We start from the raw sequence: 25786 nt of genomic DNA, 5'->3' as shown, positions 1-25786 counted from the left end.
GGGACACGGGACTGGGGTCACGGGGGTCGGGGAACGTACACTCGAACAGCACCGCCGGGGTCCGTCCGGGCGGACCGCCCCGAAACATGAGGGAGCACCACCAGGTGGAGAGCACGTCGTCACGTCCGGCCCCGTCCGGATCACTCCGCCGCACCAGTGGCCGCGCCGCCGTCGGTCTGGGTCTGCCCGACCCGTCCGTTCCCGGCCCGACCGGCCTGCCGATCGACACCGAGCGCATCGGTCCGGTCGAGGAGTGCGGTGTCTTCGGTGTCTGGGCTCCCGGTGAGGACGTCGCCAAGCTCACCTACTACGGCCTGTACGCGCTGCAGCACCGCGGCCAGGAGGCCGCCGGCATCGCCGTCGCGGACGGTGAGCAGGTCCTCGTCTACAAGGATCTCGGCCTGGTGAGTCAGGTCTTCGACGAGAAGACCCTCGAGTCGATGAGCGGACACGTGGCCATCGGTCACTGCCGGTACTCCACGACCGGCGCCGCGTCCTGGGACAACGCGCAGCCCATGTTCAGGCCCACCACCGGCGGGGGCTCCGTCGTGCTGGGGCACAACGGCAACCTGGTCAACACGCAGGAACTCAAGCGCTACGCCACCACGATCGGCATCCGGGGTTACACCGAGAACAGCACCCACTCGGACTCGGACATCGTCTCCACCCTCCTCGCCCACGAGGCGGGCGACGGGGGTCTCGAGGAGGCGGCGGTCCGGTTGTTGCCGCGACTGCGCGGTGCCTACTGTCTGACGTTCTCCGACGAGAACACGCTCTACGCCGCCAGGGATCCGCACGGGGTGCGCCCGCTCGCGCTCGGTCGGCTCGAGAGGGGCTGGGTGGTCTCGTCCGAGACCTCGGCCCTGGACATCGTCGGGGCGTCGTTCGTCCGGGACATCGAGCCCGGTGAGCTGATCGCCATCGACGCCGACGGCGTCCGGTCGCGCAAGCTCTCCGAGCCCACCCCCAAGGCCTGCGTCTTCGAGTACGTGTACCTGGCGCGTCCCGACTCGGTGATCAACCAGCGGCTGGTCAACTCCGCCCGCGTGGAGATCGGTCGCAAACTGGCGGTCGAGCACCCCGTCGAGGGCGACCTGGTGATCCCGGTGCCGGAATCGGGGACACCGGCCGCCGTGGGTTACGCCCAGGGCTCCGGGATCCCTTTCGCCCAGGGGTTGACCAAGAACGCCTACGTCGGCCGCACGTTCATCCAGCCCAGTCAGACGATCCGGCAACTCGGCATCAGGCTCAAGCTCAACCCACTGCGCGAGGTCATCCAGGGGAAGAAGTTGGTGGTGGTGGACGACTCGATCGTCCGCGGCAACACCCAACGGGCCCTGATCCGGATGCTGCGGGAGGCCGGCGCCCTCGAGGTGCACGTCCGCATCGCCTCCCCGCCGGTCCGCTGGCCGTGCTTCTACGGCATCGACTTCGCCAGCCCCGCCGAACTGATCGCCAACGGGGTCGACGCCACCGACGGGATGCTCGAGGGCGTCCGCAGGGCGATCGGGGCGGACACCCTGGGGTACATCTCGGTGGACGGGATGATCTCGGCCACCGGGCAGCCGCGGGACGAATTGTGCGCCGCGTGCTTCGACGGCCACTACCCCATCCCGCTCCCGGACGACTCGCCGATGAGCGCGGCCGTCCTGGCACTGGCCGCCCAGGTCGACGGTGAGACACCCGATCGGCACCTGGTCCTGCACGACAACGCGGACGCCGTCCGCCGACCCTGACCGGGCGCCCGACCACGGGCGCCGATGAGGAGAACCGAAGATGACCGAGAACCCCCACCCCGCGAGCGGTGCCTCGTACGCCGCCGCCGGAGTCGACATCGACGCAGGCGAGCGCGCCGTCGAGCTCTTCGCGCCCCACGCCAAGCGCGCGACCCGGCCGGAGGTGATGGGTGGCCTCGGGGGCTTCGCCGGGCTGTTCTCCCTGAGGAACTCCTACCGTCAGCCGCTCCTGGCCTCGTCGACGGACGGCGTCGGGACCAAGATCGCGGTGGCGCAGGCCATGGACGTCCACAACACGGTGGGCATCGACCTCGTGGCCATGGTGGTGGACGACCTGGTGGTGTGCGGTGCGGAGCCGCTGTTCCTCCAGGACTACATCGCGATCGGCAAGGTCGTGCCGGAACACGTGGCCGACATCGTCGAGGGGATCGCCGAGGGTTGCGTCCGGGCCGGTTGCGCGCTGCTGGGCGGCGAGACCGCCGAGCACCCGGGGCTGATGGCCCCCGGCGAGTACGACATCTCGGGCACCGGGGTCGGGATCGTCGAGGCCGACGAGGTCCTCAAGGCGGAGAACGTCCGCCCCGGCGACGTGATCGTGGGGATGGCCTCCTCGGGCCTGCATTCCAACGGTTATTCGCTGGCCCGGCACGTGCTGCTGGAACTCGCCCGCCTCCCGCTGGAGGGGCACGTGGAGGAGTTCGGTCGCACCCTGGGCGAGGAGCTCCTCGAACCCACCCGCATCTACGCCCTGGATTGTCTGAGCCTCATCGCCGAGACCGACGTCCGGGTGTTCAGCCACGTCACCGGTGGGGGCCTGGCGGACAATCTCGCCCGGGTCATGCCGCGCGGACTGGTCGCGCGGCTCGACCGTGGCCGGTGGCCCGTGCCCGCCGTGTTCGGCACGATCGCCCACCACGGCCGTGTCGAGCAGGCCGAGATGGAGCGGACGTTCAACATGGGGGTCGGTATGATCGCCGTCCTCCCGGCCGAGGACGTGGACCGCGCGCAGGCGGTGCTCACCGCCCGGCACGTGGACAACTGGGTGATCGGCCACGTGGACAAGGCCGGGGAGGTCGCCGCGGACGGACCGCGCGTCGTCCTCGAGGGATCACACGCCCGCTTCTAGGCGGGGCGGCGCACCCCGCCACACGAACGTGGGCCGGGCATCCTCGTCGGATGCCCGGCCCACGTGTTGGCGGCGGTCGGGGAGTGCGGTCAGAACCTGCTGTCGCCGTCGGACCACGACCCGTAGGGGTCGTCGTCCTCCTCAGCACCGGGCCGTTCGGTGCTGAGGTGCGTGGTGGGCGCGCCACCACCGGCCAACTCCGCCTGGAGACGTTCTAGGTCCGTCTGCGGAGTGTTGTACTTGAGTTCGCGAGCGACCTTGGTCTGCTTCGCCTTCGCGCGGCCTCGGCCCATTGACCTGACCCCCTCGGAAACGGTGCTGGGCCACCTCGGGGGTGCCCATCAATGTGAGTATCTGCCTGTCCACAGGATAGCGTGCCCGGCGCGGAATGTCCGCCCGGGTGTCGTGGGGGCCACCTCCGGCTCCTACGCCTGGCCGCGCAGCCTGCGGATCGCCTCACGTCCGGCCTGCGGGCCGGAGTCGTGCGGGACGGAGTCGGGATCGATGGCGGCGGAGACCCCGTCCACCTCGAGAACGGTGTCGGACGGCACCGACCGCTTGAGCAGCGCGAGCGCCACGGGGCCGTACTCGTGGTGTTGGACGACGGTCCCCACGCGCCCCACGGTGCGGCCGCCGGCGAGGACCTCGGCGCCGGGGGAGAGCGACTGGTCGCCGCCGGAGCCGTCCAGGTGCAGACGCACGAGGACCCGGGGGGACCTGCCGAGGTTGTGGACGCGGGAGACCGTCTCCTGGCCCCGGTAGCACCCCTTGTCCAGGTGGACCGCGCCGCGCTGCGCCACCTCGCCGATCCACGTGGGGATCTCGTGGGGGATGGTCTTCTCGTCGGTGTCCACTCCGAGCCGCGCCCGGATCGGATCCGTCTCCACCGCGCGGAGGGCCTCGAACGCCCACGAGCCCGCCGGACGGGCGCCGTCCCGGACCGCTGCGTCGAACCAGCCGGGCAGCCCGGCCCGGGGGACGAGGAGATCGACCGAACCCGCCAACGGCCACGGCATCCGTCGCGCGATCCCGCCCCCCGGCAGAGGGACGCTCGCGTAGTCACCGACGGGGAGCTCCACCATGGTCCCGTCCGGAGCCGTGAGGGCACCGGGGAGCCCGGTGCCGGCGAGGGTGACGACGACGAGGTCGGCGGCCTCGGGAGTCGCGTCGGCCCAGAAGACCATCCGGGTCAGGAACGTGAGCAGGGCCGCGCCCCGGCCGGGCTCGGTGTCCATGACGAGCGTCCCGTCGACGTCGGAGAGCACCACGTGGTGTTCCACCCGACCGTTGGCGTCCAGGATCAGCGTCTCGCCACCAGAGCGGTCCGCGAGTTCGGACACGTGCTGGGAGACGAAGCCCTCGAGCCAGCTCAGCCGCTCGCCGCCGCCGATGGTCAGCACGTCGCGGTGGGAGCGGTCGACGACCACCACGGAGGTGGTGGCCGTGCGCTGCTCACCGAAGGGGTCGCCGTAGTGGAAGGGGACCCCGGCGTCCGGGCCGGGACCCGTGGTGTCCACGGCGCCGGGTCGGGTGAGGATCGGGCTGTGGTAGCCGTTGTCGGTCCGGTCGGGCACAGCTGGGACGGTCACGATCGCGATCCTACGTGCGTCGTCGTAGTGTTGCCGCCATGGGCACTGCGGCGGGAGATCGAGCGGACCGGGCGACGGACCGGGGGGCGGACGCGCGGGTGGTCGTCCTGGTCGCCGGAGGGCCGGACGGCCCACGCCCTCGGGTGCACCCCGCCGGGGAGCCGCTGCTGCTCGCCGACGACCTCGCCGCCGTCCGGGGGGACGGGTGCTTCGAGACCCTGCTGATGGTGGGCGGCCGACCGGCCAAGCCGGACCGGCATCTCGCCCGGTTGGCGAGGTCGGCCGCCGCTCTCGGTCTCACCGGGCCGGCGGCCGGGCAATGGGATGCGGGGATCGCGCTGGCCGCGCGGGAATGGGGCCCGGAGTCCGAGGCGATGGTGCGGCTCGTGCTGTCCCGTGGCCCCGAGCGCGGGGGCCCGGAGACGGCCTACATCACCGTCGCCCCGGTCGGTCCGCACGCGGTGCGGGCCCGCGCGGAGGGCATCGCCGTGACCGTGCTGGGCAGGGGGTTCCCGGCGGACTTCGCCGCGTCGGCGCCGTGGATGCTGCTGGGCGCCAAGACCCTGTCCTACGCGGCCAACATGGCCGCCCTGCGCCACGCGGCCGCCGACGGGTACGACGACGTGGTGTACCTGTCCTCCGAGGGTGAGGTGCTCGAAGGGCCCCGGTCGACGATCCTCATCGCCCGATCGGGTGAACTCGTCAGTCCCCCGGCGGAGGTCGGGATCCTCGAGGGCACCACACTCGGGGCTCTCGCCGAGGTCGCGGAACGGGAGGGCGTACCGGTGCGCCGCGAACGGCTCCTGCTGCCGGATCTGCTCACGGCCGACGCCGTGTGGTTGCTCTCCTCGGTCACCCTCGCGGCCCGGGTCCGACGGATCGACGACGTGACTCTGGACGGGGCCGACCCCGGGGTCGACGTCGCGGGGATGGTCGACCGGGCGGTCGGGCGGGCCTGACGTCCCGTGAGGGACATCGGCCGACTCCGGCCGCGGTCAGCCGGCGACGCGCCGCAGGCGCGCCGACATGTGCGGGACCAGGCCCTTCTCCGGGTGGACGCGCTCCTCGACCCACCCCAGGTCTCCGCCCTCGACGATCCCGTAGATGCGCTTGGCGCCGCCTCGCTCCGGGCCGGTGGGGGAGGCGAGCACGACGTCGGTCGCCATCTCCCACGCGGCCTGGTTGATCGGCGCCCCGTAGTACATCTCGATGACCCCGGAGGCGTGCGCCACGAGGAACTCGAGCTGGTCGTCCTCGGAGATCCGCCAGAACCCCGACTCGCGGTAGGCGGCGTCATCGACCGCCCCGCCCGTGTCGAACGTCCAGGCGCGGGAGCTCCAGCTGAGGTAGTTCTCCCCGTCGTGGGAGACGACGATCTGCTGGCCGAAGCGGTGCTCGCCCCGGTCGGCGGTGTCCGCCTCGCCCTCACCTTCCCAGACCCCCACCAGGGGGAGCAGCGCGAGGAGTCCCGGATGCAGGTCCGGGCCGAACCGGAGGTTGGCCGTGTCCCCCGGGACCGGGAGTTCGGAGAACGCCGGGATGTTCCGACCCGCGGTCTGCTCGGAACGCTGCGCCGCGGCATCGACCGCCGCGTTCGCGGATCCGCGCACGACCGACCCGCCGTCTCCCCCCTCGGGGGTGGACGACGTGGGGTCGACCGCGCCGGTGTGGTCGCCGTCCGTCACGACTCGTCGGTGACCGTGCGGTACACGATGTAGCAGGTGACCCATGTGATGGCCAGCGTGCAGAGGACGAGGAGGATCTCGAAGAAGAGCACCATGGTCTAATCCTAACCCCGAGGGTGTCAGCCCAGTGAGATGCGGGCGTCGATCGAGTGGATCAGGCAGTCCTCGGGGGGTACGACGAAATCCTCGCTGACCCGTGCCCTGAGTCCCAGCACGGTCACGAGGGTGAAGTCCGCGTGGACGACTCCCTCACGCCCCGGCGGATCAACGGTGAGCACGATGTCGCGCACCTCCCGGATCGTCGAGTACTGCAGGTGCAGGTGCAGGTCCCACTTGAGGTGGTCGGCGCCGAACCCGGTCCTGAGCCCGTTCTCCCGCCGAACACAGTCCGGCGCGAAGGGCACCCGGAACGCAGCCGCGGGCAGCGTGAGCGCGGTGAGGTACATCCGCACCGCCGCCTCGCGCTCCGCGGGGGAGTACGGGCCGGGGTGGTCCGGGACCTGGGGGACCGCGCCCCGTCGCTGGTCGACGCCGACGATGACGGCGGAGGCCACGGAGGCGCCGACGGCGACGACGGAGGCGCGTGCGGCCAGTCCGAGCGCTCGGGAGAGAAGTGACATGCTCCAGAGATTAGCGAGTCGATCGCTCGTGCGGGGCGAGGAGGATCCTCACCGCTCGACGGGGACCCCGATCAGCGAGCCGTACTCCACCCAGCTGCCGTCGTAGTTGACCACGTCGGGCTGATCGAGGAGCTCGTGGAGGACGAACCACGTGTGGCTGGAGCGCTCACCGATCCGGCAGTAGGTCACCACACGGCGACCGGGATGGTCGAGGAAGTCCGCGTAGATCTCGCGGAGGTCGGCGTCGGTGCGGAAGGTGCCGTCGCGGGTCACGGCGCGGTTCCAGGGGATGCTCACGGCGCCCGGGATGTGGCCGCGTTGACGGCCGCCCTCCTGGGGCAGCCCGGCCGGCGCCGCGAGTCGGCCGGTGTACTCGTCGACGGAGCGGACGTCCACGAGCGCGTCGCTACCCAGCCCCGCCAGGACGTCGTCGCGGAACGCGCGGATCGACAGATCCTGCGGGTCGGCCACGTAGTCGGTCACCGGACGCCGGGGCACATCGGTATCGAGCGGCAACCCGTCGCGCTCCCACCGCATGCGACCCCCGTCGAGCAACCTCACGTCGGCGTGGCCGTAGAGGCGCAGATACCAGTAGGCGTAGGCGGCGAACCAGTTGTGGTTCCCGCCGTACACCACGACCGTGTGATCGCGGGTGATCCCGCGTTCGGACATGAGTTCGCCGAACCTCTCGCGGCCCACGAGATCCCGCGTGTACTCCTCCTGCAGCTCCGTGCGCCAGTTCAGTGCGACGGCACCGGGGATGTGGCCGTCGGTGTGATACGCCGCCACGTCCTCGTCGACCTCGAGGAAGACCACCGAGTCGTCGTCGAGGCGCGATTCGGCCCAGCGGGTGCTGACCAGTACGTCGTCGCGACTCATATCGGGGAGTCTAGTGGTCCGGTCGGGCCAGGTCGCCGAGCGGCGTAGCGCCCGGGCCACCGGTACCGGCGGCGGTGAGCGTCCCGCCCCGCACGGTGAGGGTCTCCACCGCGATCCCGAGGGGGAGGACATCCGGGGAGAGGGTCAACGCGGTCCGGCGCAACGCGAGGTCGGGGTCCTGGTCGGGGAGTCCGGAGGGTCCCGTGGCGGCCTCGACCGGCACGAGGTGCGCGCCGCGATCGTCGACGACCAGGTCGACGATCGCAGACACGCGGGTGTCTGTGTCCGCGAGGGTCCCGGTGATGCGGGCCCGGCGCTCGATCCCTCCGGCGAGGCTCGGGTCGTCGGCGCCGCCGACCAGGACGTCCCGCATCCCCAGGGCGGGGCCGAGTGAGTCGCCGGTGATCTGGACGGAGACGGTGACCGCACCCGCGGTCATGCCGGCGGACCGGTCCCCCGGCACGGACAGATCGGTGACGGCCGCCTCCACGGCCACCGGACCGAGACCCGGGCGGGTGACACCCTCGACGCGGATCGACGCCGACGACAGTGTCCCGGGCCCGGCCCACCGCGACGACGGGCCCCCACCGATCATCACCGACGGGGCCGCGACCCCCGGGGTGGCCGGGCGGATCCGGGTGGACACGTCCGCCTCCACCCTGGAGGCGTTGACGGAGTCCACGGTGAAGGCGCCGACCACCACGACGGCCAGGGCGGCGGTCGCCACCGCGACACTGCGACGGGCTCTCATGGGGTTCAGGTCTACTCCGATCGTCGGAACCGGGGGGCGGGTCGCTAGTATCGTCTGGGCGCCCGGACGAGGAGGAAGCGACACATGGACGTAGTGCTCCTCACGACTGAAGCCGACCCCGAGGCGGTGGTCCCCGCGCTGTCGCTACTGCCGCACTCGGTCAGGCTGCTGCCGGCCCTCGCCTCCTCCGTGGGTGAGCTGTCCGGGGCCGCGCTCGCCGTGGTCGACGCGCGGAGTGATCTCGCGGCGTCCCGCGCGCTCTGCCGCCTCCTCTCGGGGAGCGCGGACATCTCCGTCATCGCGGTGGTCTCGGAGGGCGGGCTGATCGCGGTCAGCGGAGACTGGGGTCTCGACGACATCATCCTGCCGACCACGGGGCCCGCGGAGGTGGACGCCCGGTTCAGGCTCTCCGCGGCCCGTCACTCGGCGCAGGGGGAGTCCGACGGCGGGTTGCTCACGGTGGGTGAACTCGTGATCGACGAGGAGACCTACGTCGCCCGGGTCAAGGGCCGGCCCCTGGACCTGACCTACAAGGAGTTCGAACTCCTCAAGCATCTGTGTCAACACCCGGGACGCGTCTTCTCCCGCGCCCAGCTCCTCCAGGAGGTCTGGGGATACGACTTCTTCGGCGGTACCCGGACCGTCGACGTCCATGTCCGACGGCTGCGGGCCAAGCTGGGGCCGGACCATGAGTCACTCATCGGAACCGTGCGTAACGTCGGGTACAAAGCGGTCCGGCCGACAGACCGCAGGGAGGACGGGGGAGACGCATGACCGCTGTCGAGCACGCCGTGGACGACGACACGGCCGCGCTGATCGAGGCCGTCGCCCGGGACGCCGCAGCCGAGGACGGTGTGGCCCCGCTCGGCGAGCAGCCGCTGCGGTCGCTCCGGTCGGGCGACGAGCAGGCCGTCCGCCATCTCCTGGTCCGCGGCGACGAGGGTGGTATCGCGGGCTACGCCCAGCTCGACGGCAGCGGCGGGGATGCGACCGCCGAGATGGTCGTGGCCCCCGGGCACCGTCGACGCGGGGTCGGGTCGGAGTTGGTCCACGCGGTGTTCGAGCTGGAACCCTCCGCCGCGGTGTGGGCGCACGGTGACCTGCCGGCCGCCCGTGCACTCGCCGGGTCGGCAGGGCTGGTCCGCACCCGTGAGCTGCTCAAGATGCGTCGGCGCACCCCCGCCGGCTCCACGACGCTCGCCACGGGGCCCGCCGAGGGGATCGAGACGGGCACACTCGCCGAGGCGGCCTCCGAGGGCGGCACCCGATGGCCCGGACTGGACGCCCGCGAGGAGTTCCTCCGCGTCAACAACGCCGCGTTCTCGTGGCACCCCGAGCAGGGCGGGTGGACCCGCACCCGACTCGACGAGCGACTGGCGGTGGAGTGGGTGGACCCCGGGGCGATCTTCCTGGCCGTCGACACCACGGGTCCCGTGCCCCGGCTCGCGGGCTTCCACTGGACCAAGACGGTGAGCGAGCCAGGCTCCCCCGTGGAGGGGGAGGTCTACGTGGTGGCGGTCGACCCGTCCGACCAGGGGCGCGGGCTCGGGGGGCTGCTCACCGCGCTCGGGGTCGCGCACCTGGAGGGGCCGGTGGGGGCGGAGTCGGTCGTCCTGTACGTGGAGGGCGACAACGCGGCGGCCATCCGGACCTACGAGAAGCTCGGATTCACCGTCGAGCACCGCGATGTGACCTACGCCTCGTCGTGAGGCCACGGCGATACCCGTCACAGTCCGTTCGGGTATGCGCAGTTCAGGGGTGGTATCGACCGCGGTCGACCATTCGGCAGTTCGCGAGGGAAGGCCCTATTCACCTCGCGTTCACTTTGCCCCGAGACGGTGTTCATCTCCGCGTCATATATTTTGCCTCCGGCGGCACGTCCGTCCGCATTTGCGCGCCATGACCGCGCAGGACTCGTTCGGTCCGGTGTTCGCCGGACACCCCATGGAGGAATATCAGTGGACTTCACGCGCGCCGGTGCTCTGCTCGGTCTCGCCGCTTTCTCGGCGGTCGGTCTCACCGCCTGCTCAGACGACAACACCGGGAGCGGTGAGATCGTGGCCCACCGGGTCGCCGACGTGGAGTGCGGTGGCAAGCCGTCCCTCCGGGCATCGGGCTCGACCGCGCAGAACAACGCGATGACCGTCTTCGCCAACTCCTACGCCGTGAGCTGTGACGGGCATACCCTCGACTACAACTCCAACGGCTCGGGCGCCGGTGTCAACGAGTTCACCGGGGGTCAGACGGACTTCGGTGGATCCGACTCCCCGCTCAAGGATGCCGACTACGCGGCGGCGGAGCAGCGGTGCGACTCCGAGGCGTGGAACATCCCCGCCGTCTTCGGCCCGATCGCCGTGGCCTACAACCTCGACGGCGTCGACCTCACCCTCTCGGGCCCGACCATCGCGAAGATCTTCAACGGTCAGATCGAGAAGTGGGACGATCCGGCCATCGCAGCGGAGAACGACGGGGTGGATCTTCCGGACCGCGACATCACGGTGATCTACCGCTCGGACGAATCCGGCACCACCGACAACTTCCTGAAGTACCTCGAGGCGGCGTCCGAGGGGGCCTGGACCCAGGGGACGGGTAAGACGTTCACCGGCGGCCTCGGCGTCGGTGAGGGGGCCAAGGGCAACGAAGGCGTGTCGGCGGCCATCGAGCAGACCCCGGGCACCGTCACGTACACCGAGTGGTCGTACGCGAAGAACCTCGGTCTCGATGTGGTCAGCATCATCACCCCGGCGGATGCGGAGGGGGTGACACTCGACGCCGAGACCGCAGGAAGAACCATCGATTCGGCCGTGTTCAGCAACGAGGGCAGCAACGACCTTGTCATCGACACCTCGTCGTTCTACGTCCCCAGTGCGGCGGGCGCCTACCCGATCATCCTGCCGACCTACGAAATCGTCTGCTCGCGATACGGTGACGCGGAGACGGCCCGGGCAGTCAAGGCGTTCCTGACAGTCGCGGTCTCGGCGGGTGTCCAGGAGCAACTGGAAGGGCAGGGATACATACCGATTCCCGATGGTTTCCGAGAGAAGCTCAACGGCGCGATCAGCGCCATCTCGTGACCGCCTCGATCAGCGTCCCGCCCCCCACGAACCACTGAAGGTCTCATGACTGTGCACCACTCCCTCGAGCGCGAGGCCGACCCCCCTCCCGGGATGAATCGCACCCCCGGGAGAGACCTCACCTCCGGTCCGTCCTCGCACAGCGCGGACGCGATCTTCCGAGGTGTCACCGTTGCCGCCGGTGGGACCATCGTCGCGCTCATCGCCCTCATCGCGGTGGTGCTCGTCATGCAGGCCCTGCCGTCGATCATGGCGGACCAGGTCAACTTCCTGACGTCGTCCGAATGGAACACGAGCGATCCGGACAACATGAGGTTCGGCATCCTCGATCTCCTCAAGGTCACGGTGTTGAGCTCGGTGTTCGCCCTGTTCCTGGCGGTACCGGTCGCGATCGGCATCGCCACCTTCCTCGTCCAGTACGCCCCGCCGAGGTTGTCGAGGACGTTGTCGGCGCTCATCGATCTGCTGGCCGCGGTCCCGTCGATCATCTACGGCATGTGGGGACTGATCGTCCTCGGACCCTTGATCACCCCGTTCGCCGTGTGGCTCAACGAGAATCTGGGCTGGCTCTTCCTCTTCAGCGACGGGAACGTCTCCATCAGCGGCGGCGGCACGATCTTCACGGCGGGGATCGTGCTGGCGATCATGATCCTTCCGATCATCACGTCGATGTCACGGGAGACCATCCGGCAGACGCCACCGCTGCATCAGGAGGCCGCGTTGGCACTGGGCGCCACCAAGTGGGAGAAGATCCGGATGACCTGCTTCCCCTACGCCAAGTCCGGAATCGTCGCCGGCTCCATGCTCGCGCTGGGCCGTGCGCTCGGCGAGACCGTCGCGGTCCTCATCATCCTGCGAGCGGCGAGCGCTCCCGGGTCGTTGTCGCTCTTCGACGGCGGCTTCACCTTCGCGTCGAAGATCGCCTCGGGTGCCGCCGAGTTCAACCAGCCGCTCCCCACTGGAGCCTATATCGCCGCAGGACTGGTGCTCTTCATCCTCACGTTCATCGTCAACCTCGTCGCGCGCTCGGTGGCCGGTGGAAAGGTCAACGGCTGATGTCACAGATAACCCCGGACCTCGCCAAGCCCGCCAAGCCCTCGGAGGCCTTCCTGCCGATCTCCGGTGGTCGCCGAGCCAGGAACACCATCGCCACGGTGATGTTCACACTGAGTTTCCTCGTCGCCGTGATCCCGTTGGCGGCGCTGCTCTACAAGGTGATCTCCGCCGGCCTCCCCGCCATCCTCAACCCGACCTGGTGGACGAACTCGCTCTTCCTCGTCTCGCCGACCTCGATGGCGGGCGGCGTGGGGCACGCCATCTACGGCAGCTTCATCCAGGTGCTGATCGCGGCGGTCATCTCGATCCCGCTCGGTGTGGCTGCAGGGATCCTGCTGGTCGAGTACCCCGACTCCAGGATCGCCCGGCCCACCACCTTCATGGTCGACGTCCTGGCGGGAGTTCCCTCCGTGGTCGCGGCGATCTTCATCTTCGGGGTGTGGGTCACCACGTTCGGGATGCAGCTCAGTGCGTTCGCTGTGGGACTCGCCCTGGTGCTCCTCATGATCCCGCTGATCGTTCGGAGCACCGAGGAGATGCTCAAGCTGGTGCCGGACGAGCTCCGAGAAGCCTCGTACGCGTTGGGGATCCCCAGGTGGAAGACGATCGTCAGCATCGTGATCCCGACCGCGCTGTCGGGGATGATCTCGGGGGTGTTCCTCGCGGTCGCCCGCGTGATGGGAGAGACGGCGCCGGTGTTGATCCTGGTCGGATACACCTCGTCGATCAACTACAACGTCCTCGAGGGCAACATGGCGTCGCTGCCGCTACTCATCTTCAACCAGCTCTCGAACCCCAACGAGGCGGGTCAGTTCCGGATCTGGGGCGCAGCCCTGACCCTCATCATCGTCATCGCGCTGGCGAACATCCTCGCCGCCTTCGCGGCCAAGGCGCTGGCGCCGAAGACCAAGTAAGGACCCGACTCATGGCAAAGCGACTCGACCTCGAGAACGTCGACATCTTCTACGGCGATTTTCACGCAGTGAAGGACGTCGACCTCCACGTACCACCCCGTTCGGTCACGGCGTTCATCGGCCCGTCGGGCTGTGGCAAGTCCACCGTCCTCCGATCGCTCAACCGTATGCACGAGGAGATCCCGGGCGCCTATGCCACCGGTTCGATCAAGCTGGACGGCGTGGACATCTACAGCAAGAAGGTGGACCCTGTCGCCGTGCGACGCACCATCGGTATGGTGTTCCAGCGGCCCAACCCGTTCCCCACCATGTCGATCAAGGAGAACGTGGTGGCCGGTCTCAGGCTCCAGGGTGTGAGGAACAAGAAGACACTCGACGAGGTCGCGGAGAAGTCCTTGCGGGGAGCCAATCTCTGGGAAGAGGTCAAGAACCGCCTCGACAAGCCCGGAGGCGGACTGTCCGGCGGGCAGCAGCAGCGCCTGTGTATCGCCCGCGCCATCGCCATCGAACCCCAGGTCCTGCTGATGGACGAGCCCTGCTCCGCTCTCGACCCCATCTCGACCCTCGCGGTGGAGGACCTCATCGCCGAGCTCAAGAGCGAGTTCACCATCGTGATCGTGACGCACAACATGCAGCAGGCCGCTCGAGTGTCCGACCAGACCGCGTTCTTCTCGCTCGAGGCCACCGGAATGCCGGGGCAGCTCGTGGAGGTCAACGCCACGGAGAAGATCTTCTCGAACCCCGAGAACAAGCAGACCGAGGACTACGTCTCCGGCCGCTTCGGCTGACTCGCGGGACGCGGCCGAAAGGCCTGTCGTTCGCCGCCGGATCGGGGAGCTGGGTCATCGCACCCGCGTTCCGCCGGGTGGGTCAGTACGGCCTCCGACGGCCCCCGGGATCATCGCCGGAGTCGCGTCCCTTGAACGTCCGGTCGGTCTCGTTGAAGCGGCGCACCAGCTCCTCGTTCGAGGTGGAGGAGTGTTCCGGGTCGTCCTCCGCCAGGGTGGCGTACTCGCCGGTCGCGAGGAAGATCACCCGCTGGGCCACCTCCACGGCGTGGTCCGCGAAGCGCTCGTAGTAGCGACCGAGCAGGGTCACGTCGACCGCCGACGCCACTCCCCACTTCCACTCCCGCACGGTGAGCAGGGTGAACAGGTGGCGGCGGAGGTCGTCGACGGCGTCATCCTGATGAGCCAGAGTGGCGGCCTGCTCCGCGTCCCGGTTGAGCAGCACCTCGGAGGCCGACCGGCCGAGCGAGATCGCGACCCTGCCCATCTCCGCGAAGTACCCGTTGACGGGTTCCGGGAGGACGCTCTCGGGATGCCGCCGACGCACGATCTTCGCGACATGTCCTGCCAGCGTGCCCATCCGGGTCAGGTCCTGGACGAGCTGGATGGAGGTGACCACCTGACGGAGATCACGGGCCACCGGCGCCTGGAGGGCCAGGAGTGCGAACCCGCGCTCCTCGTTCTCTGTCGCCAGCCGGGACATCTCCGTCGAGGACTGGAGAACGGTCTCGGCCGCGACCAGGTCCACTTGTAGGAGCGCGTGGGTCGCCAGTTCCATGTCGTCGGTGGCGAGGGAGCACATCCGGGCCATCGAGGTGGCCAGATCCGCGAGTTCTTCAGAGTAGACGAGACGCATGGGAACCAGCATACGGGCATGTCAACCGCACTATCGATACCGGCGATGAACGGCCGATGAACAGGCGGGCACGCCATCCGCGCCGGTGCCGGCGGTGCCGGTTCAGCCGCCCGAGTTCTCCGCGTCCGCACCCTCGAGCGCCACCGCGTCGTCCTCCGGATCGTCGAGCCACCCCTCGGGCAGGAGAACCCGGGAGGGCGATCCCTGGCGGCCGCGCGGGCCGTACCCGTCGGCGGGGAAGGGTTCGTCCGCGGGCAGATCGGCGAGCATCTCCGCGAGGTCGTCCAGGGTGCGGACGGCCGCCAGGGCCACCCGCTTGCCGGAGCCGGCGGGGAACCCCCGCAGGTACCAGGCCACGTGTTTGCGGATGTCGCGCATCCCCTTGTTCTCACCGTGGTGTTCGGCGAGGAGTTCGCCGTGCCGGTACATGATGCGGCCGACCTCGCCGAGCGTGGGCGGGGCCGGCGCCTCGCGCCCGTCCAGGGTGGCGGCGAGTTCGGAGAAGAGCCACGGCCGACCCAGACAGCCCCGACCGATCACGACGCCCGCGCACCCGGTCTGTTCCCGCATCCGGACGGCGTCCTCGGCGGAGAAGATGTCGCCGTTGCCCAACACCGGCACGTCGGAGACCGCGCCGATGTGCTCGACCAGACGGGAGATCTGCGACCAGTCCGCCTCACCGGAGTACCGCTGGGCGGCGGTCCGTGCGTGGAGGGCCACGGCCCTGGCGCCCTCGTCGACGGCGATGCGGCCGGCATCGAGATGGGTGTGGTGCTCGTCGTCGATCCCCACCCGCATCTTCACCGTGACCGGGATGTCGGTGCCCTCGGTGGCCCGGACCGCGGCTACGACGATGGAGCGGAACAGTCGTCGCTTGTAGGGGATCGCCGATCCACCTCCGCGCCGGGTGACCTTGGGGACGGGGCACCCGAAGTTGATGTCGATGTGGTCCGCCAGGTCCTCGTCGACGATCATCTTGGCGGCCGCGTACGTGTACTTCGCGTCCACCGTGTACAGCTGCAGGCTGCGCGGGGACTCGTCGGGCGCGAACGTGGCCATGTGCAGGGTCCCCGGTTGGCGTTCGACGAGCGCGCGCGCCGTCACCATCTCGCAGACGTAGAGTCCGGACACCGAACCCTGCTGCTCACGTTCGAGTTCGCGGCACAGGGTGCGGAAGGCGACATTGGTGACGCCCGCCATCGGCGCCAGGACGACCGGTGAGGCGAGCTCGAGGGGGCCGATGCGCAGGGCGGGCGCGCCGGTGGCGGTGGGTGCGGACATGATCCGAGTGTCCCAGCGCGGGGCGGGCAGGTCCAATGGGGCGGGGGAGCGCGGTCGGGCGCCGCCCGGGGAGATCGTGGTGCCCCCAGTCGGGCTCGAACCGACGACCTGCGGATTAAAAGTCCGTAGCTCTACCAACTGAGCTATAGGGGCGTCGGTCACGATACCGTCCCCGTTCGCGCCGACGGGCGTCGGCTCGGGCGTGGTTGGTTTAGACGTCTGCTGGGCCGTGCCCTAAACTCGAACCCGCTGCGGCCCGGCGATCCCGGACGTGGCGTAGGCCCCCTTCGTTTAGCGGCCTAGGACACCGGCCTTTCACGCCGGCAGCGCGGGTTCGAATCCCGTAGGGGGTACGAGGTCAGGAGTCCCGGTCACCGTTCGTCGGTGGCCGGGACTTCTCTCGTCCGGGGGCACGGTGTCGACGACTCCGGCGACCGTGGGACGGGTGTCGTCCGCCCCGTCGCGGTCGCCCCGGGCTTCGCGGCCGGGATCCGCCGAACCCGTTCCGAGCTGCCCCGGAACCACCGCCGGTCCCGCGATTTGCGTCCGGCGTGGGCGTCGATTACTGTTCTGTCTCGTGCGAAAAGCACGGCCCTGTGGCGCAGTTGGTTAGCGCGCCGCCCTGTCACGGCGGAGGTCGCGGGTTCGAGTCCCGTCAGGGTCGCAGGAGACAACCGGCGCATTCGGTTTACCGGATGCGCCGGTGGTCTTATGGCCAGGTAGCTCAGTTGGTACGAGCGTCCGCCTGAAAAGCGGAAGGTCGTCGGTTCGATCCCGACTCTGGCCACCGAGAGCGCAGCGCGTCGGAGGGTTTCCCTCCGGCGCGTTCGTCGTTTCGGGGAACCTCCGTCCCTCGTTATAGCGTGGACGCCATGCCATCGACTGCCACCGAGGTCCGTGACGTCCCGGACAGGTCCCGGACAGGAACCCGGTGGGGGATCGTCGCCGCGGTCAGCGGCCTGGTCGGGATCCTTCTCGCGATCATCGTCCCGCTGCTCCCGGTCACCCAGACCACCTCGACGATCAGCTGGCCGGAGGCCGGGACCCTGGACCCGGTGACGGCGCCCCTCGTGGCCTACTATCCGCTCGACCTGGCGGTGGACGTCCCGTGCGCGGCGGTGGCGGAGTTGCGGGACCAGGGCCGTGAGGACGGGGTGCTCGTGTCCACGGCACCCCGTCAGGCGGGCGAGAACGCGGGCGCGCGTGCGCTCGTCGTGTCCGTGGCCGGCCCATCCGTCGAGGTGCGCAGCCGGAACGTGCTGGTCGCCGCAGCCCCCACTGACGCGGTCGCCTCACCCGGGGCGTGTTCGGTGATCCGCGTCGTGGCCGACTCCGGTTCGATCAACGCGGAGTTCGTCGGCCTCGAGTCGGACGGCCGGGAGGTCGGAGGGCGGATCGACCAGGATCTGCGGCCCCAGGTGGTCGGGGTCTTCACGGATCTACAGGGGCCGGCACCCGAGGGGATGTCCGTCGACATCACCGTCGACTCCCGCTACACCACGCAGGCGACCGTGATCAAGCAGATCGCCATCGTGGTCGGGATCCTCGCGATCGTCGTGGCGCTGGTCGCCCTGCACCGACTCGACCTGCGCGACGGTCGGGTCGGACGACGGGTCCTGCCGCGCCGGTGGTGGAGGCCTCGTCCCCTGGACCTGGTGGTCGTGGCAACGCTCCTGGTCTGGCACGTCATCGGCGCCAACACGGCGGATGACGGATACATCCTCACCGAGGCGCGTGCCGCCGTCTCGAGCGGCTATATGCCCGAGGTGTTCCGGTACTACGGCGCCCCGTACGCGCCGTTCGGGATGCCGTACTACCTGTACACGGCGATCAGTTCCGTCACCGTGGGCAGTATGTGGCTACGCCTACCGGCGTTGCTGCTGGGCATCGCGTCGTGGATGCTGCTCTCCCGCGAGGTGATCCCGCGACTGGGCATCGCCGCCCGCCGCGCGTCGGCCGTCCGGTGGAGTACCGCCGCGGTGTTCCTCGCGTTCTGGCTCACCTACAACAACGGGCTGCGCCCCGAGCCGATCGTGGCCTTCGGCGTGCTGGCCACCTGGGTCTCGCTCGAGCGGGCCCTGGCCACCGGCAGGCTGTTGCCCGCGGCCACCGGCTTCATCATCGGCGGGCTCACCCTGTCCGCCGCGCCCACGGGCACCTTCTGCATCGCGGCGATCATCGCGGCCTCCCGACCGCTGTTGCTGCTGGTGATCCGGCGGGCACGGCGCGACGGCTGGATCCCGACGGTGGCCCCCCTGTTCGCCGCCGGGCTCGGCGTGTTGCACCTGATCTTCCTGGACCAACCCCTGGTGACCACCCTTCAGTCGTCGGCGCTGCTCGGCGACGTCGGCCCCACCGGGCGCTGGTTCGAGGAGGTGTGGCGGTACGAGTGGCTCATGAACCCGACCCCGGACGGGTCCCTGGCCCGGCGGTTCGCGGTCCTGGCGATGTTCCTGTCCCTGGTCACCTGCGCAGCGATCCTGTTCCGCAAGGGGCGGATCCCCGGCGTGGCCGTCGGCCCCGCCCGCCGGATCGTGGGTCTGGCCGCCATGTCGATCGCGTTCATGGCGCTCAACCCCACCAAGTGGACCCACCACTTCGGTGCGTTCGCCACGATCGGCGCCGCGCTGGCTGCGCTGGTGACGATGGCCGTCCTGCCGGCGGCCACACGGTCGCTGCGCAACCGGATGCTGTTCCTCGCCGCGGTGTTCTTCGTCCTGGCCCTGAGCTTCACCTCCACCAACGGCTGGTGGTACATCTCGATCTACGGCATCCCCTGGGGTGGCGTGCAACCCTCGATCGCGGGGATCACGTTCTCCTCGGTGTTCCTCGGGCTGATGCTCATCGCGCTCCTGCTCGCGCTGGCCCTCCACTACCGGGAACCGTTCGTGCGGCCCACGGAATCGGGGCGCGCCGAGACCGACCGCGGTCCGGTCGTCCGGCTCCTGCGCGAGGTCTCGCACGCCCCACTCGGGCTCGCGGCGGCCCTCGTCGTCGTCGTCATCGTGGCCTCCATGGCCGCGGCGGTCCGCAACCAGTACCCCGCCTACTCGGTCGGCCTGCAGAACCTGCGGGTGCTGTCCGGCCAGCCGTGCGGTATCGCCGACATGGTGCTCGCTGAGCCCGACGCCAACGCGGGACTGCTCGCCCCGGTCGGTGACCCCCGTGACCAGCTCGAGGCGGGCGCGCAGCCGGTGGAGTTCATCCCCGACGGCATCCCCACCGACCTCACCGCCACCCAGGCCGTGGACACCGACACCCCGGGCACCGGGGAGGATTCCGACGCCACCGCGACGACCGCCGGCACCGAGGGCGGAGTGCGTGCGGGGGAGGGCATCAACGGAAGTCACGCCGTCCTGCCCTTCGGTCTCGACCCGGCCCGCGTGCCCGTACTCGGCAGCTACCAGACCGGCCCGCAGTTCAACGCCGAGACCACCACGGACTGGTACCGGCTCCCCGAACCGGACGAGGAGAACCCGCTCATCACGATCGCCGTGGCCGGTTCGTTCGCCCCGGACGCCATCCGCGTCGAGTACGCCACCGACGTAGAGCAGTTCGAGCCGAACGGTTCGGTCCTCCCCGTGGACATCGGCCCGGCACCGTCCTGGCGGAACCTGCGCGTGCCGATGGACATGCTGCCGACCGACGCCGCGGCGATCCGGCTCGTGGTGCGCGATCTCGACCCGGACCCCTCGCGGTGGATCGCGTTCACCCCACCGCGGATGCCGGAACTGGTGACCATGCAGGAGCTCGTCGGCGACTCCCGCCCGGTGCTCCCGGACTGGGCGGTGGCCTTCCACACCCCGTGTCTGCGACCGTTCGAGGAGTACGCCGGGATCCACGAGCTGCCCGAGTACCGGGTCCTGCCGGATCGAGACCTCGCGGTGAGTTCCACCAACACCTGGCAGGCGTGGGACGGTGGCGGACCGCTCGGGTTCATCGAGCTGCTCCTGGCCGGCGAGACCGTGCCGACCTATCTGGAGCACGACTGGTCACGGGACTGGGGTTCGCTGGTGCGGTACGAGCCGTTGGTGCCCGCGGCCCGGGAGGCGACCATCGACCACGGTGAAGCCGTACGGTCGGGGCTGTGGAACGGGGGACCGCTCGCCAGATGACCGGCTAGCATCGGCCCCGGAGCTTTTACAAGGAAGTCCAAGTATCCCCTGACACAGACTGGAGCACGCGATGTCCGTGACCGAGAAGCAGTTCGAGAACATCCTGGTGGAGCGCAACGACCGTGTCGCGGTCATCACGCTCAACCGACCCAAGGCGCTCAACGCGCTGAGCAGCGCCATGGAGAAGGAGGTCGTCGAGGCGGTCGAGGGCCTCGACTCCGACCCCGGCGTCGGCTGCATCGTCATCACCGGGTCGGAGAAGGCCTTCGCGGCCGGCGCCGACATCAAGGAGATGAAGGACAAGAGCTACCCCGGGATCTACCTCGAGCGCTTCTTCGGCGACTGGAAGCGGCTCACCGCCGCGCGCACGCCGATCATCGCGGCGGTGTCCGGCTTCGCGCTCGGCGGCGGCTGCGAGCTCGCCATGATGTGCGACATGATCATCGCCGGCGACAACGCGAAGTTCGGCCAGCCGGAGATCACCCTGGGCGTGATCCCCGGCATGGGCGGCTCGCAGCGGCTCACCCGTGCGGTGGGCAAGGCCAAGGCCATGGACCTGTGCCTCACCGGCCGTCAGATGGACGCCGACGAGGCCGAGCGCTCCGGCCTGGTCACCCGCGTCGTCCCCGCCGCGGACCTGCTCGACGAGACCATGAAGGTCGCCGCGAAGATCGCCTCGATGAGCAAGACCACCGCCATCGCGGCCAAGCAGGCGGTCAACCGGTCCTTCGAGACCACGCTCGAAGAGGGGTTGCTCGCTGAGCAGAACGCCTTCTACGCCCTCTTCGCCACCGAGGACCAGACCGAGGGGATGTCGGCGTTCGCCGAGAAGCGGAAGCCCGAGTGGCGCCGCTGAGGGACCAGCCCGCGCACGGGCATCTCGCCGGGGGCGGTGGCGTGAGCGGGGACGCCCGCCGCGCCCCCGGTGAGCCCCTGCCCGTGTTGGTCCTCACCGGCTACCTGGGTGCCGGCAAGACCACGCTGCTGAACAATCTGCTGTCCGGCGCCCCCGGCCTGCGCATCGGCGCGATCGTCAACGACTTCGGCGAGATCGATGTGGACGCCACGTCGGTCGCGGGGCGCGTGGACTCCATGGTCTCGCTGGCCAACGGGTGTGTCTGCTGCGAGGTCGACGCGAGCGAGTTGGGTGACACCCTGGCCCGGCTCGCCGGTCCCGAGCACGGGCTCGACCTGGCGGTGATCGAGGCCAGCGGACTGGCGGAGCCGGCGATCCTGTCGCGGATGGTCCACGAGGTGCCACGCGACGTGGTGCGACACGCGGGGATGGTCCAGGTGGTCGACGCCGAAGGGCTCGACGACGCGATGGCGCGGCACCCGCGGCTGGCGGCTCACCTCGCGGAGGCGGACCTCGTCGTGGTCAACAAGTGCGACCTGGTGTCGCAGGCGCGATTCGGGGCTGTCCGGGAGACGGTCCGACGGCACGCCCCCCGGGTCGCCGTGCTGCCCGCGGTCCGGGCGGCCGTACCGACGGGGTTACTGCTTGGCATGGAACCGGACCGGGCCACCGCCACCGTGCCGCCGGGTAGCCAGGAGCCGACGGGTGACCGGGCCCACGCGCATGACCACTCACACCTCCACGAGGGCTACCGGGCACTCACCGTGACACCGTCCGGGCCCCTCCATCCCCGTCGGTTCCTGGCCGCGCTCGCCTCGCCGCCGACCGGCGCCTACCGCGCCAAGGGAACGCTGACCCTGGGCACCGCAGACGGCCCGCGACGCTACGAGGTGGCGCTCGTGGGGCGCAGGCTCGAACTCCGTGCGGGCGGTGAGGGCACGGAGGGGATGGTGGTGATCGGCGTCGATCTCGACGACGACGAGGTGACGCGGTTCCTCGACGATTCCGTGCTGGCCCCGGGGGAGGCGGTCGACGCGGACGCCGATCTGGGGCTGTACCCGTACCTGGTGGGCGACGCGGACTCCAGCGACGTGGAGGAGTGGATCTACGACGAACAGCGTGCCGCACCCCTCACCGGGGCGGCCGCGATGCTGGCGGATCCCGAGGACCCCGAGGCATTCGATCCAGCTTTCACTCCCTGAGTGCACTCCGGTTGCGAAGCGGGGCGGGATACCCCCGCGGTCATCAGGTAGTGGCGGCCGGTCCCGGTCGGCATCAGCCCGACGACGTGCGTATAGTGACGCTGACGATGGTGATGTGTGGCACTTGCGGGGGGTCGTCCCCTACTCGCGGTGGGGGTATGCCACGGACGTGGGAGGAGACCTCATGGACGAGGAGAATGCCGGCCGTGGTGTAGCCGGGAGTGCCGCTGGCGAGGCGCAGCGGCGCCGGCGTGATCTGGCATCCGTCCGGAGCGCGATCTCGGCCCTGCGGGAGGCCACGGGTATCCCGGTGACCATCGGTGGCGTTGTCGGGGAGGGCCACACCCTCGTGCTGTCCGAGTCTCTCGGGATGCGCACCTCGGCGATGAAGGACCTCACCGTCCACTACGGGGCGGGCGTCGGTGGTCGGGTCATGGCCACAGGGAAGCCCGTCGGGGTAGCCGACTATCCGCGCGCCGGGGTGATCACCCACGAGTACGACCTGCCGGTGCTGTCCGAGGGGCTGCGGTCGATGGCGGCGATCCCGGTCGTCGTGGGCAAGGACGTGCGGGCCGTGCTCTACGCCGGCGTGCACTCCTCGGTCCGTTTCGGTGAGAAGGTCCTCAACCAGATGGCGGCCACGGCCCGTGCCCTCGAACAGGAGATCGCGGTCAACGACGCGCTCGCGGCCCGGGGCGCGGCCCCGATGGGCCCGGGTGCCGGTGAGGGGCGCTGGGACGACGTCCTGTCCAACGAGCGCATGCGCGACACCCACGCCCGGCTGCGGATGCTGGCCTCCCGGACCGAGGACCCGGACGTCCGTGCCGAGCTCGAACGGATCTGCGCGGAGATGGTCTCCCCGCCGCCGGAGATGCCCACGGCACGACTGTCGCGCCGCGAACTCGACGTGTTGGCCTGCGTCGCACAGGGCAAGACCAACATCGAGACGGCCGCCGACATGGGGATCGGTGCGGAGACGGTGAAGAGCTACCTGCGCTCGGTCATGCGCAAACTCGACGCGCACACCAGGTTCGAGGCGGTCAACGCGGCACGTCGGATGGGCGTACTGCCCTGATCCCGGGGCGGTTGCACGGTCGGGCATGACGGCTCGGGCACGGCGGCTCCGGTACGGGCGGGGCCCGGGGGCTCCGGACCGGTCAGCCGCGCTCGCCGCGCTCTCCGCCGGGGACCCAGAGGACGTCGCCGTCCGGATTGGCCACCCGTCCCAGGACGAACAGCAGGTCCGACAGACGGTTGAGATACTTGGCCGGCAGCACGGACGTGGTCTCGGGGTATGCGTCGACCGCGGCCCAGGCGGCTCGCTCGGCGCGCCTCACCACCGTCCGGGCGACGTGTAGGTGGGCGGCGCCGGGGGTTCCACCGGGCAGGATGAACGAGGTCAGGTCCGCGAGTTCGGCGTTGAACTCGTCGATCCACCCCTCCAGTCGCTCGATGTAGGACTGCTCGATCCGCAACGGGGGGTACTCGGGGGCCTCGACCACCGGGGTGGCGAGGTCGGCCCCTGCGTCGAAGAGGTCGTTCTGCACGACCCGGAGCACGGTGGCGATGCGACTGTCGAGATCGCCGCAGGTCAGGGCTACCCCCAGGGCGGCATTGGCCTCGTCGCAGTCCGCGTAGGCGTCCAGTCGGGCGTCGTTCTTGCTCACCCGGGAGAAATCGGACAGTCCCGTGGTGCCGTCGTCGCCGGTCCGGGTATAGATCTTGGTGAGATGCACAGCCATGACGCCAACCTACTCGTGCGTTGTCGCATGGTCGCGTGGTCCACGGACTCGTGGCCCCGAGGGCGCGCGGGGTCCGATGGTCGCCCCCGGTTCTCGCCTAAGGTGGATGCGTGAGCGGTAACCCCACGTCCCGCGAGGAGAGCTTCCTCGTCACCGGCGGCACCAGACTGGCCGGCGAGGTCTCTGTCGCCGGCGCCAAGAACAGCGTGCTCAAGCTGATGGCGGTGGCACTGATGGCGGAGGGGCGGACCACCCTGACCAACTGCCCGGACATCTCCGACGTGCCCGCGATGGCCAACGTGCTGCGGCACCTCGGGTGCGCCGTCGATATCTCAGGCGGAACGGTGGTGATCGATACACCCGCAGACCTCGGGCACGTCTCCGACGACAGGGCCGCGCAGCGACTGCGGGCCTCCGTCTGCATTCTCGGGCCCCTCGTCGGTCGCTACCACCGGGCCGAGCTGGCCATGCCGGGCGGGGACGCGATCGGGGACCGGCCACTCAACTGGCACCGCGAGGCACTCGAGAAGCTGGGCGCCACCACCAGGATGGATCACGGCCGACTGGTCGCCGAGGCCACCGAGCTCACGGGCGCCAGATACACGCTCGCGTTCCCCTCCGTGGGTGCCACGGAGACGTTCTTGTTCGGCGCAGTTCTGGCCCGGGGCACCTCGACGCTGGTAAACGCCGCCCGGGAACCGGAGATCGTCGACATCTGCGATCTGTTGTCCAAGATGGGCGCCCGCATCAGCGGGGCCGGGACGAGCACCATCACCATCGATGGTGTCGAGACGCTGACTCCTGTGAGTCACCGGGTGATAGGGGACCGTATCGTCGCCGCCACCTGGGCGATGGGCGCCGTGATGACGCGGGGTGACGTGACGGTCACCGGCATCGATCCCATGTTCATCCACGTCGTGTTGGAGAACCTCCGCGGAGCGGGTGCGCAGGTCTCGACCGGTCCGGACTGGGTGCGGGTCGTCCAGGAGGGCCGTCCCCGCGCGCGGGACGTGCGGACCCTGCCGTTCCCGGGTTTCCCGACCGACCTCCAGCCGATGGCGATCGCCCTCGCCTCCGTGGCGGACGGCGCGTCCGTGATCACCGAGAACCTCTTCGAGGCACGCTTCCGCTTCGTGGAGGAGATGGTGCGCATGGGAGTCGACGCCGAGACCGACGGGCACCACGCCAAGATCCGGGGACGTGAGCGCCTGGACTCCGCGACCGTATGGGCCAGTGACATCCGCGCCGGCGCGGGTCTGGTCCTCGCCGGGATGTGCGGGGACGCCGTGACCGAGGTGTGCGAGATCTTCCACATCGACCGCGGGTACCCGGACTTCCTCGAGAAGGTGCGGTCACTGGGGGGCCGGATCGAGCGCGTCGACACCCACAGGTGACAGAACCAGCGTCGCAGCTATCTAGCCGTTGACCTGGCGATTTGCGTTTGGGTTCACGTCTGCGTAACTTATTGGAAGTCGCCGAGAGCGAGTTCGGGCCGGGAGGTCGGGGCTGGTGGAGG

23 protein-coding genes and 4 tRNA genes are annotated in these 25786 nt (G+C 70.0%); 17 read left to right on the top strand and 10 right to left on the bottom strand.

What is annotated here, in order from left to right; all coding sequences use genetic code 11:
• Positions 1-86: 86 nt before the first annotated feature.
• A complete protein-coding gene (purF, locus tag ABIE38_RS16785; RefSeq protein ID WP_182659464.1) occupies positions 87-1736 on the top strand; it encodes an amidophosphoribosyltransferase in 1650 nt (549 codons plus the stop codon).
• A 40-nt stretch (positions 1737-1776) separates the two neighbouring features.
• Complete coding sequence (gene purM, locus ABIE38_RS16780; protein ID WP_354058220.1) at positions 1777-2862, top strand: phosphoribosylformylglycinamidine cyclo-ligase; 1086 nt, start codon at positions 1777-1779, stop codon at positions 2860-2862.
• 89 nt (positions 2863-2951) lie between these two features.
• Here purM and ABIE38_RS16775 read toward each other — a convergent pair whose 3' ends face one another.
• A complete protein-coding gene (locus ABIE38_RS16775; RefSeq protein WP_354058218.1) occupies positions 2952-3155 on the bottom strand; it encodes a DUF3073 domain-containing protein in 204 nt (67 codons plus the stop codon).
• Positions 3156-3287: 132 nt separating this feature from the next.
• Positions 3288-4451, bottom strand: coding sequence for a CAF17-like 4Fe-4S cluster assembly/insertion protein YgfZ (ygfZ, locus tag ABIE38_RS16770; RefSeq protein ID WP_354058216.1), 1164 nt, complete (start codon positions 4449-4451; stop codon positions 3288-3290).
• A gap of 38 nt (positions 4452-4489) precedes the next feature.
• Between ygfZ and ABIE38_RS16765 the strand changes: the two genes are divergently transcribed.
• Positions 4490-5410, top strand: coding sequence for an aminodeoxychorismate lyase (locus ABIE38_RS16765; RefSeq protein ID WP_354058214.1), 921 nt, complete (start codon positions 4490-4492; stop codon positions 5408-5410).
• 36 nt (positions 5411-5446) lie between these two features.
• On the opposite strand, the gene ABIE38_RS16760 is transcribed toward ABIE38_RS16765, so the two are convergent.
• The 4 genes from ABIE38_RS16760 to ABIE38_RS16745 all read right to left on the bottom strand — a co-directional run bounded on the left by ABIE38_RS16760 (position 5447) and on the right by ABIE38_RS16745 (position 8386).
• Positions 5447-6136 carry a heme-binding beta-barrel domain-containing protein gene (locus tag ABIE38_RS16760; RefSeq protein ID WP_354058212.1) on the bottom strand — a complete coding sequence of 230 codons (690 nt, stop codon included), beginning with the start codon at positions 6134-6136 and terminating at the stop codon, positions 5447-5449.
• 119 nt (positions 6137-6255) lie between these two features.
• Complete coding sequence (locus ABIE38_RS16755; RefSeq protein WP_354058210.1) at positions 6256-6756, bottom strand: DUF8021 domain-containing protein; 501 nt, start codon at positions 6754-6756, stop codon at positions 6256-6258.
• 48 nt (positions 6757-6804) lie between these two features.
• Positions 6805-7635 (bottom strand): sulfurtransferase, encoded by an 831-nt coding sequence (locus ABIE38_RS16750; protein WP_354058208.1) that lies wholly within the window; start codon positions 7633-7635, stop codon positions 6805-6807.
• Between the two features lie 10 nt (positions 7636-7645).
• On the bottom strand, positions 7646-8386 hold the full coding sequence (locus ABIE38_RS16745; RefSeq protein ID WP_354058207.1) for an LmeA family phospholipid-binding protein: 741 nt from the start codon (positions 8384-8386) through the stop codon (positions 7646-7648).
• Positions 8387-8470: 84 nt separating this feature from the next.
• Between ABIE38_RS16745 and ABIE38_RS16740 the strand changes: the two genes are divergently transcribed.
• From ABIE38_RS16740 to pstB, 6 genes are all read left to right on the top strand, one after another.
• Positions 8471-9160, top strand: a complete 690-nt coding sequence (locus ABIE38_RS16740; protein ID WP_107748833.1) for a winged helix-turn-helix domain-containing protein — start codon at positions 8471-8473, stop codon at positions 9158-9160.
• The gene (gene mshD / locus ABIE38_RS16735; protein ID WP_354058205.1) at positions 9157-10095 is read left to right on the top strand and encodes a mycothiol synthase; all 939 of its coding nucleotides are present in this window, start codon (positions 9157-9159) and stop codon (positions 10093-10095) included. Before ABIE38_RS16740 ends, mshD begins: the two co-directional genes overlap by 4 nt.
• Before the next feature lie 249 nt (positions 10096-10344).
• Positions 10345-11460: a phosphate ABC transporter substrate-binding protein PstS gene (pstS, locus tag ABIE38_RS16730; protein ID WP_354058204.1), complete on the top strand. Its 1116-nt coding sequence runs from the start codon at positions 10345-10347 to the stop codon at positions 11458-11460.
• A gap of 45 nt (positions 11461-11505) precedes the next feature.
• Positions 11506-12516 (top strand): phosphate ABC transporter permease subunit PstC, encoded by a 1011-nt coding sequence (pstC, locus tag ABIE38_RS16725; RefSeq protein ID WP_502914800.1) that lies wholly within the window; start codon positions 11506-11508, stop codon positions 12514-12516.
• Positions 12516-13430: a phosphate ABC transporter permease PstA gene (gene pstA / locus ABIE38_RS16720; protein WP_354058202.1), complete on the top strand. Its 915-nt coding sequence runs from the start codon at positions 12516-12518 to the stop codon at positions 13428-13430. Before pstC ends, pstA begins: the two co-directional genes overlap by 1 nt.
• A gap of 11 nt (positions 13431-13441) precedes the next feature.
• On the top strand, positions 13442-14218 hold the full coding sequence (gene pstB / locus ABIE38_RS16715; protein ID WP_354058201.1) for a phosphate ABC transporter ATP-binding protein PstB: 777 nt from the start codon (positions 13442-13444) through the stop codon (positions 14216-14218).
• Between the two features lie 82 nt (positions 14219-14300).
• On the opposite strand, the gene phoU is transcribed toward pstB, so the two are convergent.
• From phoU to ABIE38_RS16700, 3 genes are all read right to left on the bottom strand, one after another.
• On the bottom strand, positions 14301-15074 hold the full coding sequence (gene phoU / locus ABIE38_RS16710) for a phosphate signaling complex protein PhoU (protein WP_354058199.1): 774 nt from the start codon (positions 15072-15074) through the stop codon (positions 14301-14303).
• 102 nt (positions 15075-15176) lie between these two features.
• Complete coding sequence (gene dusB, locus ABIE38_RS16705) at positions 15177-16355, bottom strand: tRNA dihydrouridine synthase DusB (RefSeq protein WP_354058197.1); 1179 nt, start codon at positions 16353-16355, stop codon at positions 15177-15179.
• A 77-nt stretch (positions 16356-16432) separates the two neighbouring features.
• A tRNA-Lys gene (locus tag ABIE38_RS16700) sits at positions 16433-16508 on the bottom strand.
• A gap of 127 nt (positions 16509-16635) precedes the next feature.
• Between ABIE38_RS16700 and ABIE38_RS16695 the strand changes: the two genes are divergently transcribed.
• The 7 genes from ABIE38_RS16695 (at position 16636) to ABIE38_RS16665 (ending at position 23603) form a co-directional block, all read left to right on the top strand.
• A tRNA-Glu gene (locus ABIE38_RS16695) sits at positions 16636-16708 on the top strand.
• 237 nt (positions 16709-16945) lie between these two features.
• Positions 16946-17019 (top strand) — tRNA-Asp (locus tag ABIE38_RS16690).
• Positions 17020-17068: 49 nt separating this feature from the next.
• Positions 17069-17142, top strand: a tRNA-Phe gene (locus ABIE38_RS16685).
• Positions 17143-17227: 85 nt separating this feature from the next.
• Complete coding sequence (locus ABIE38_RS16680) at positions 17228-20470, top strand: arabinosyltransferase domain-containing protein (protein ID WP_354058196.1); 3243 nt, start codon at positions 17228-17230, stop codon at positions 20468-20470.
• A 70-nt stretch (positions 20471-20540) separates the two neighbouring features.
• Positions 20541-21326: an enoyl-CoA hydratase gene (locus ABIE38_RS16675; protein WP_354058194.1), complete on the top strand. Its 786-nt coding sequence runs from the start codon at positions 20541-20543 to the stop codon at positions 21324-21326.
• Positions 21314-22528 (top strand): CobW family GTP-binding protein, encoded by a 1215-nt coding sequence (locus ABIE38_RS16670; protein WP_354058192.1) that lies wholly within the window; start codon positions 21314-21316, stop codon positions 22526-22528. Before ABIE38_RS16675 ends, ABIE38_RS16670 begins: the two co-directional genes overlap by 13 nt.
• A 184-nt stretch (positions 22529-22712) precedes the next feature.
• Complete coding sequence (locus ABIE38_RS16665) at positions 22713-23603, top strand: LuxR C-terminal-related transcriptional regulator (RefSeq protein WP_354058190.1); 891 nt, start codon at positions 22713-22715, stop codon at positions 23601-23603.
• 82 nt (positions 23604-23685) lie between these two features.
• Here the strand turns inward: ABIE38_RS16665 and ABIE38_RS16660 are convergent, their stop codons facing one another.
• Complete coding sequence (locus ABIE38_RS16660; RefSeq protein WP_354058188.1) at positions 23686-24270, bottom strand: cob(I)yrinic acid a,c-diamide adenosyltransferase; 585 nt, start codon at positions 24268-24270, stop codon at positions 23686-23688.
• 110 nt (positions 24271-24380) lie between these two features.
• Between ABIE38_RS16660 and murA the strand changes: the two genes are divergently transcribed.
• Positions 24381-25664, top strand: coding sequence for a UDP-N-acetylglucosamine 1-carboxyvinyltransferase (gene murA, locus ABIE38_RS16655; RefSeq protein WP_354058186.1), 1284 nt, complete (start codon positions 24381-24383; stop codon positions 25662-25664).
• Positions 25665-25786: the final 122 nt, after the last annotated feature.

It is taken from the genome of Dietzia sp. 2505, assembly GCF_040546785.1.
GTDB lineage: Bacteria > Actinomycetota > Actinomycetes > Mycobacteriales > Mycobacteriaceae > Dietzia.
Note: the sequence above shows the minus strand (reverse complement) of the source record. Positions and strands in the feature narration are given on the sequence as shown.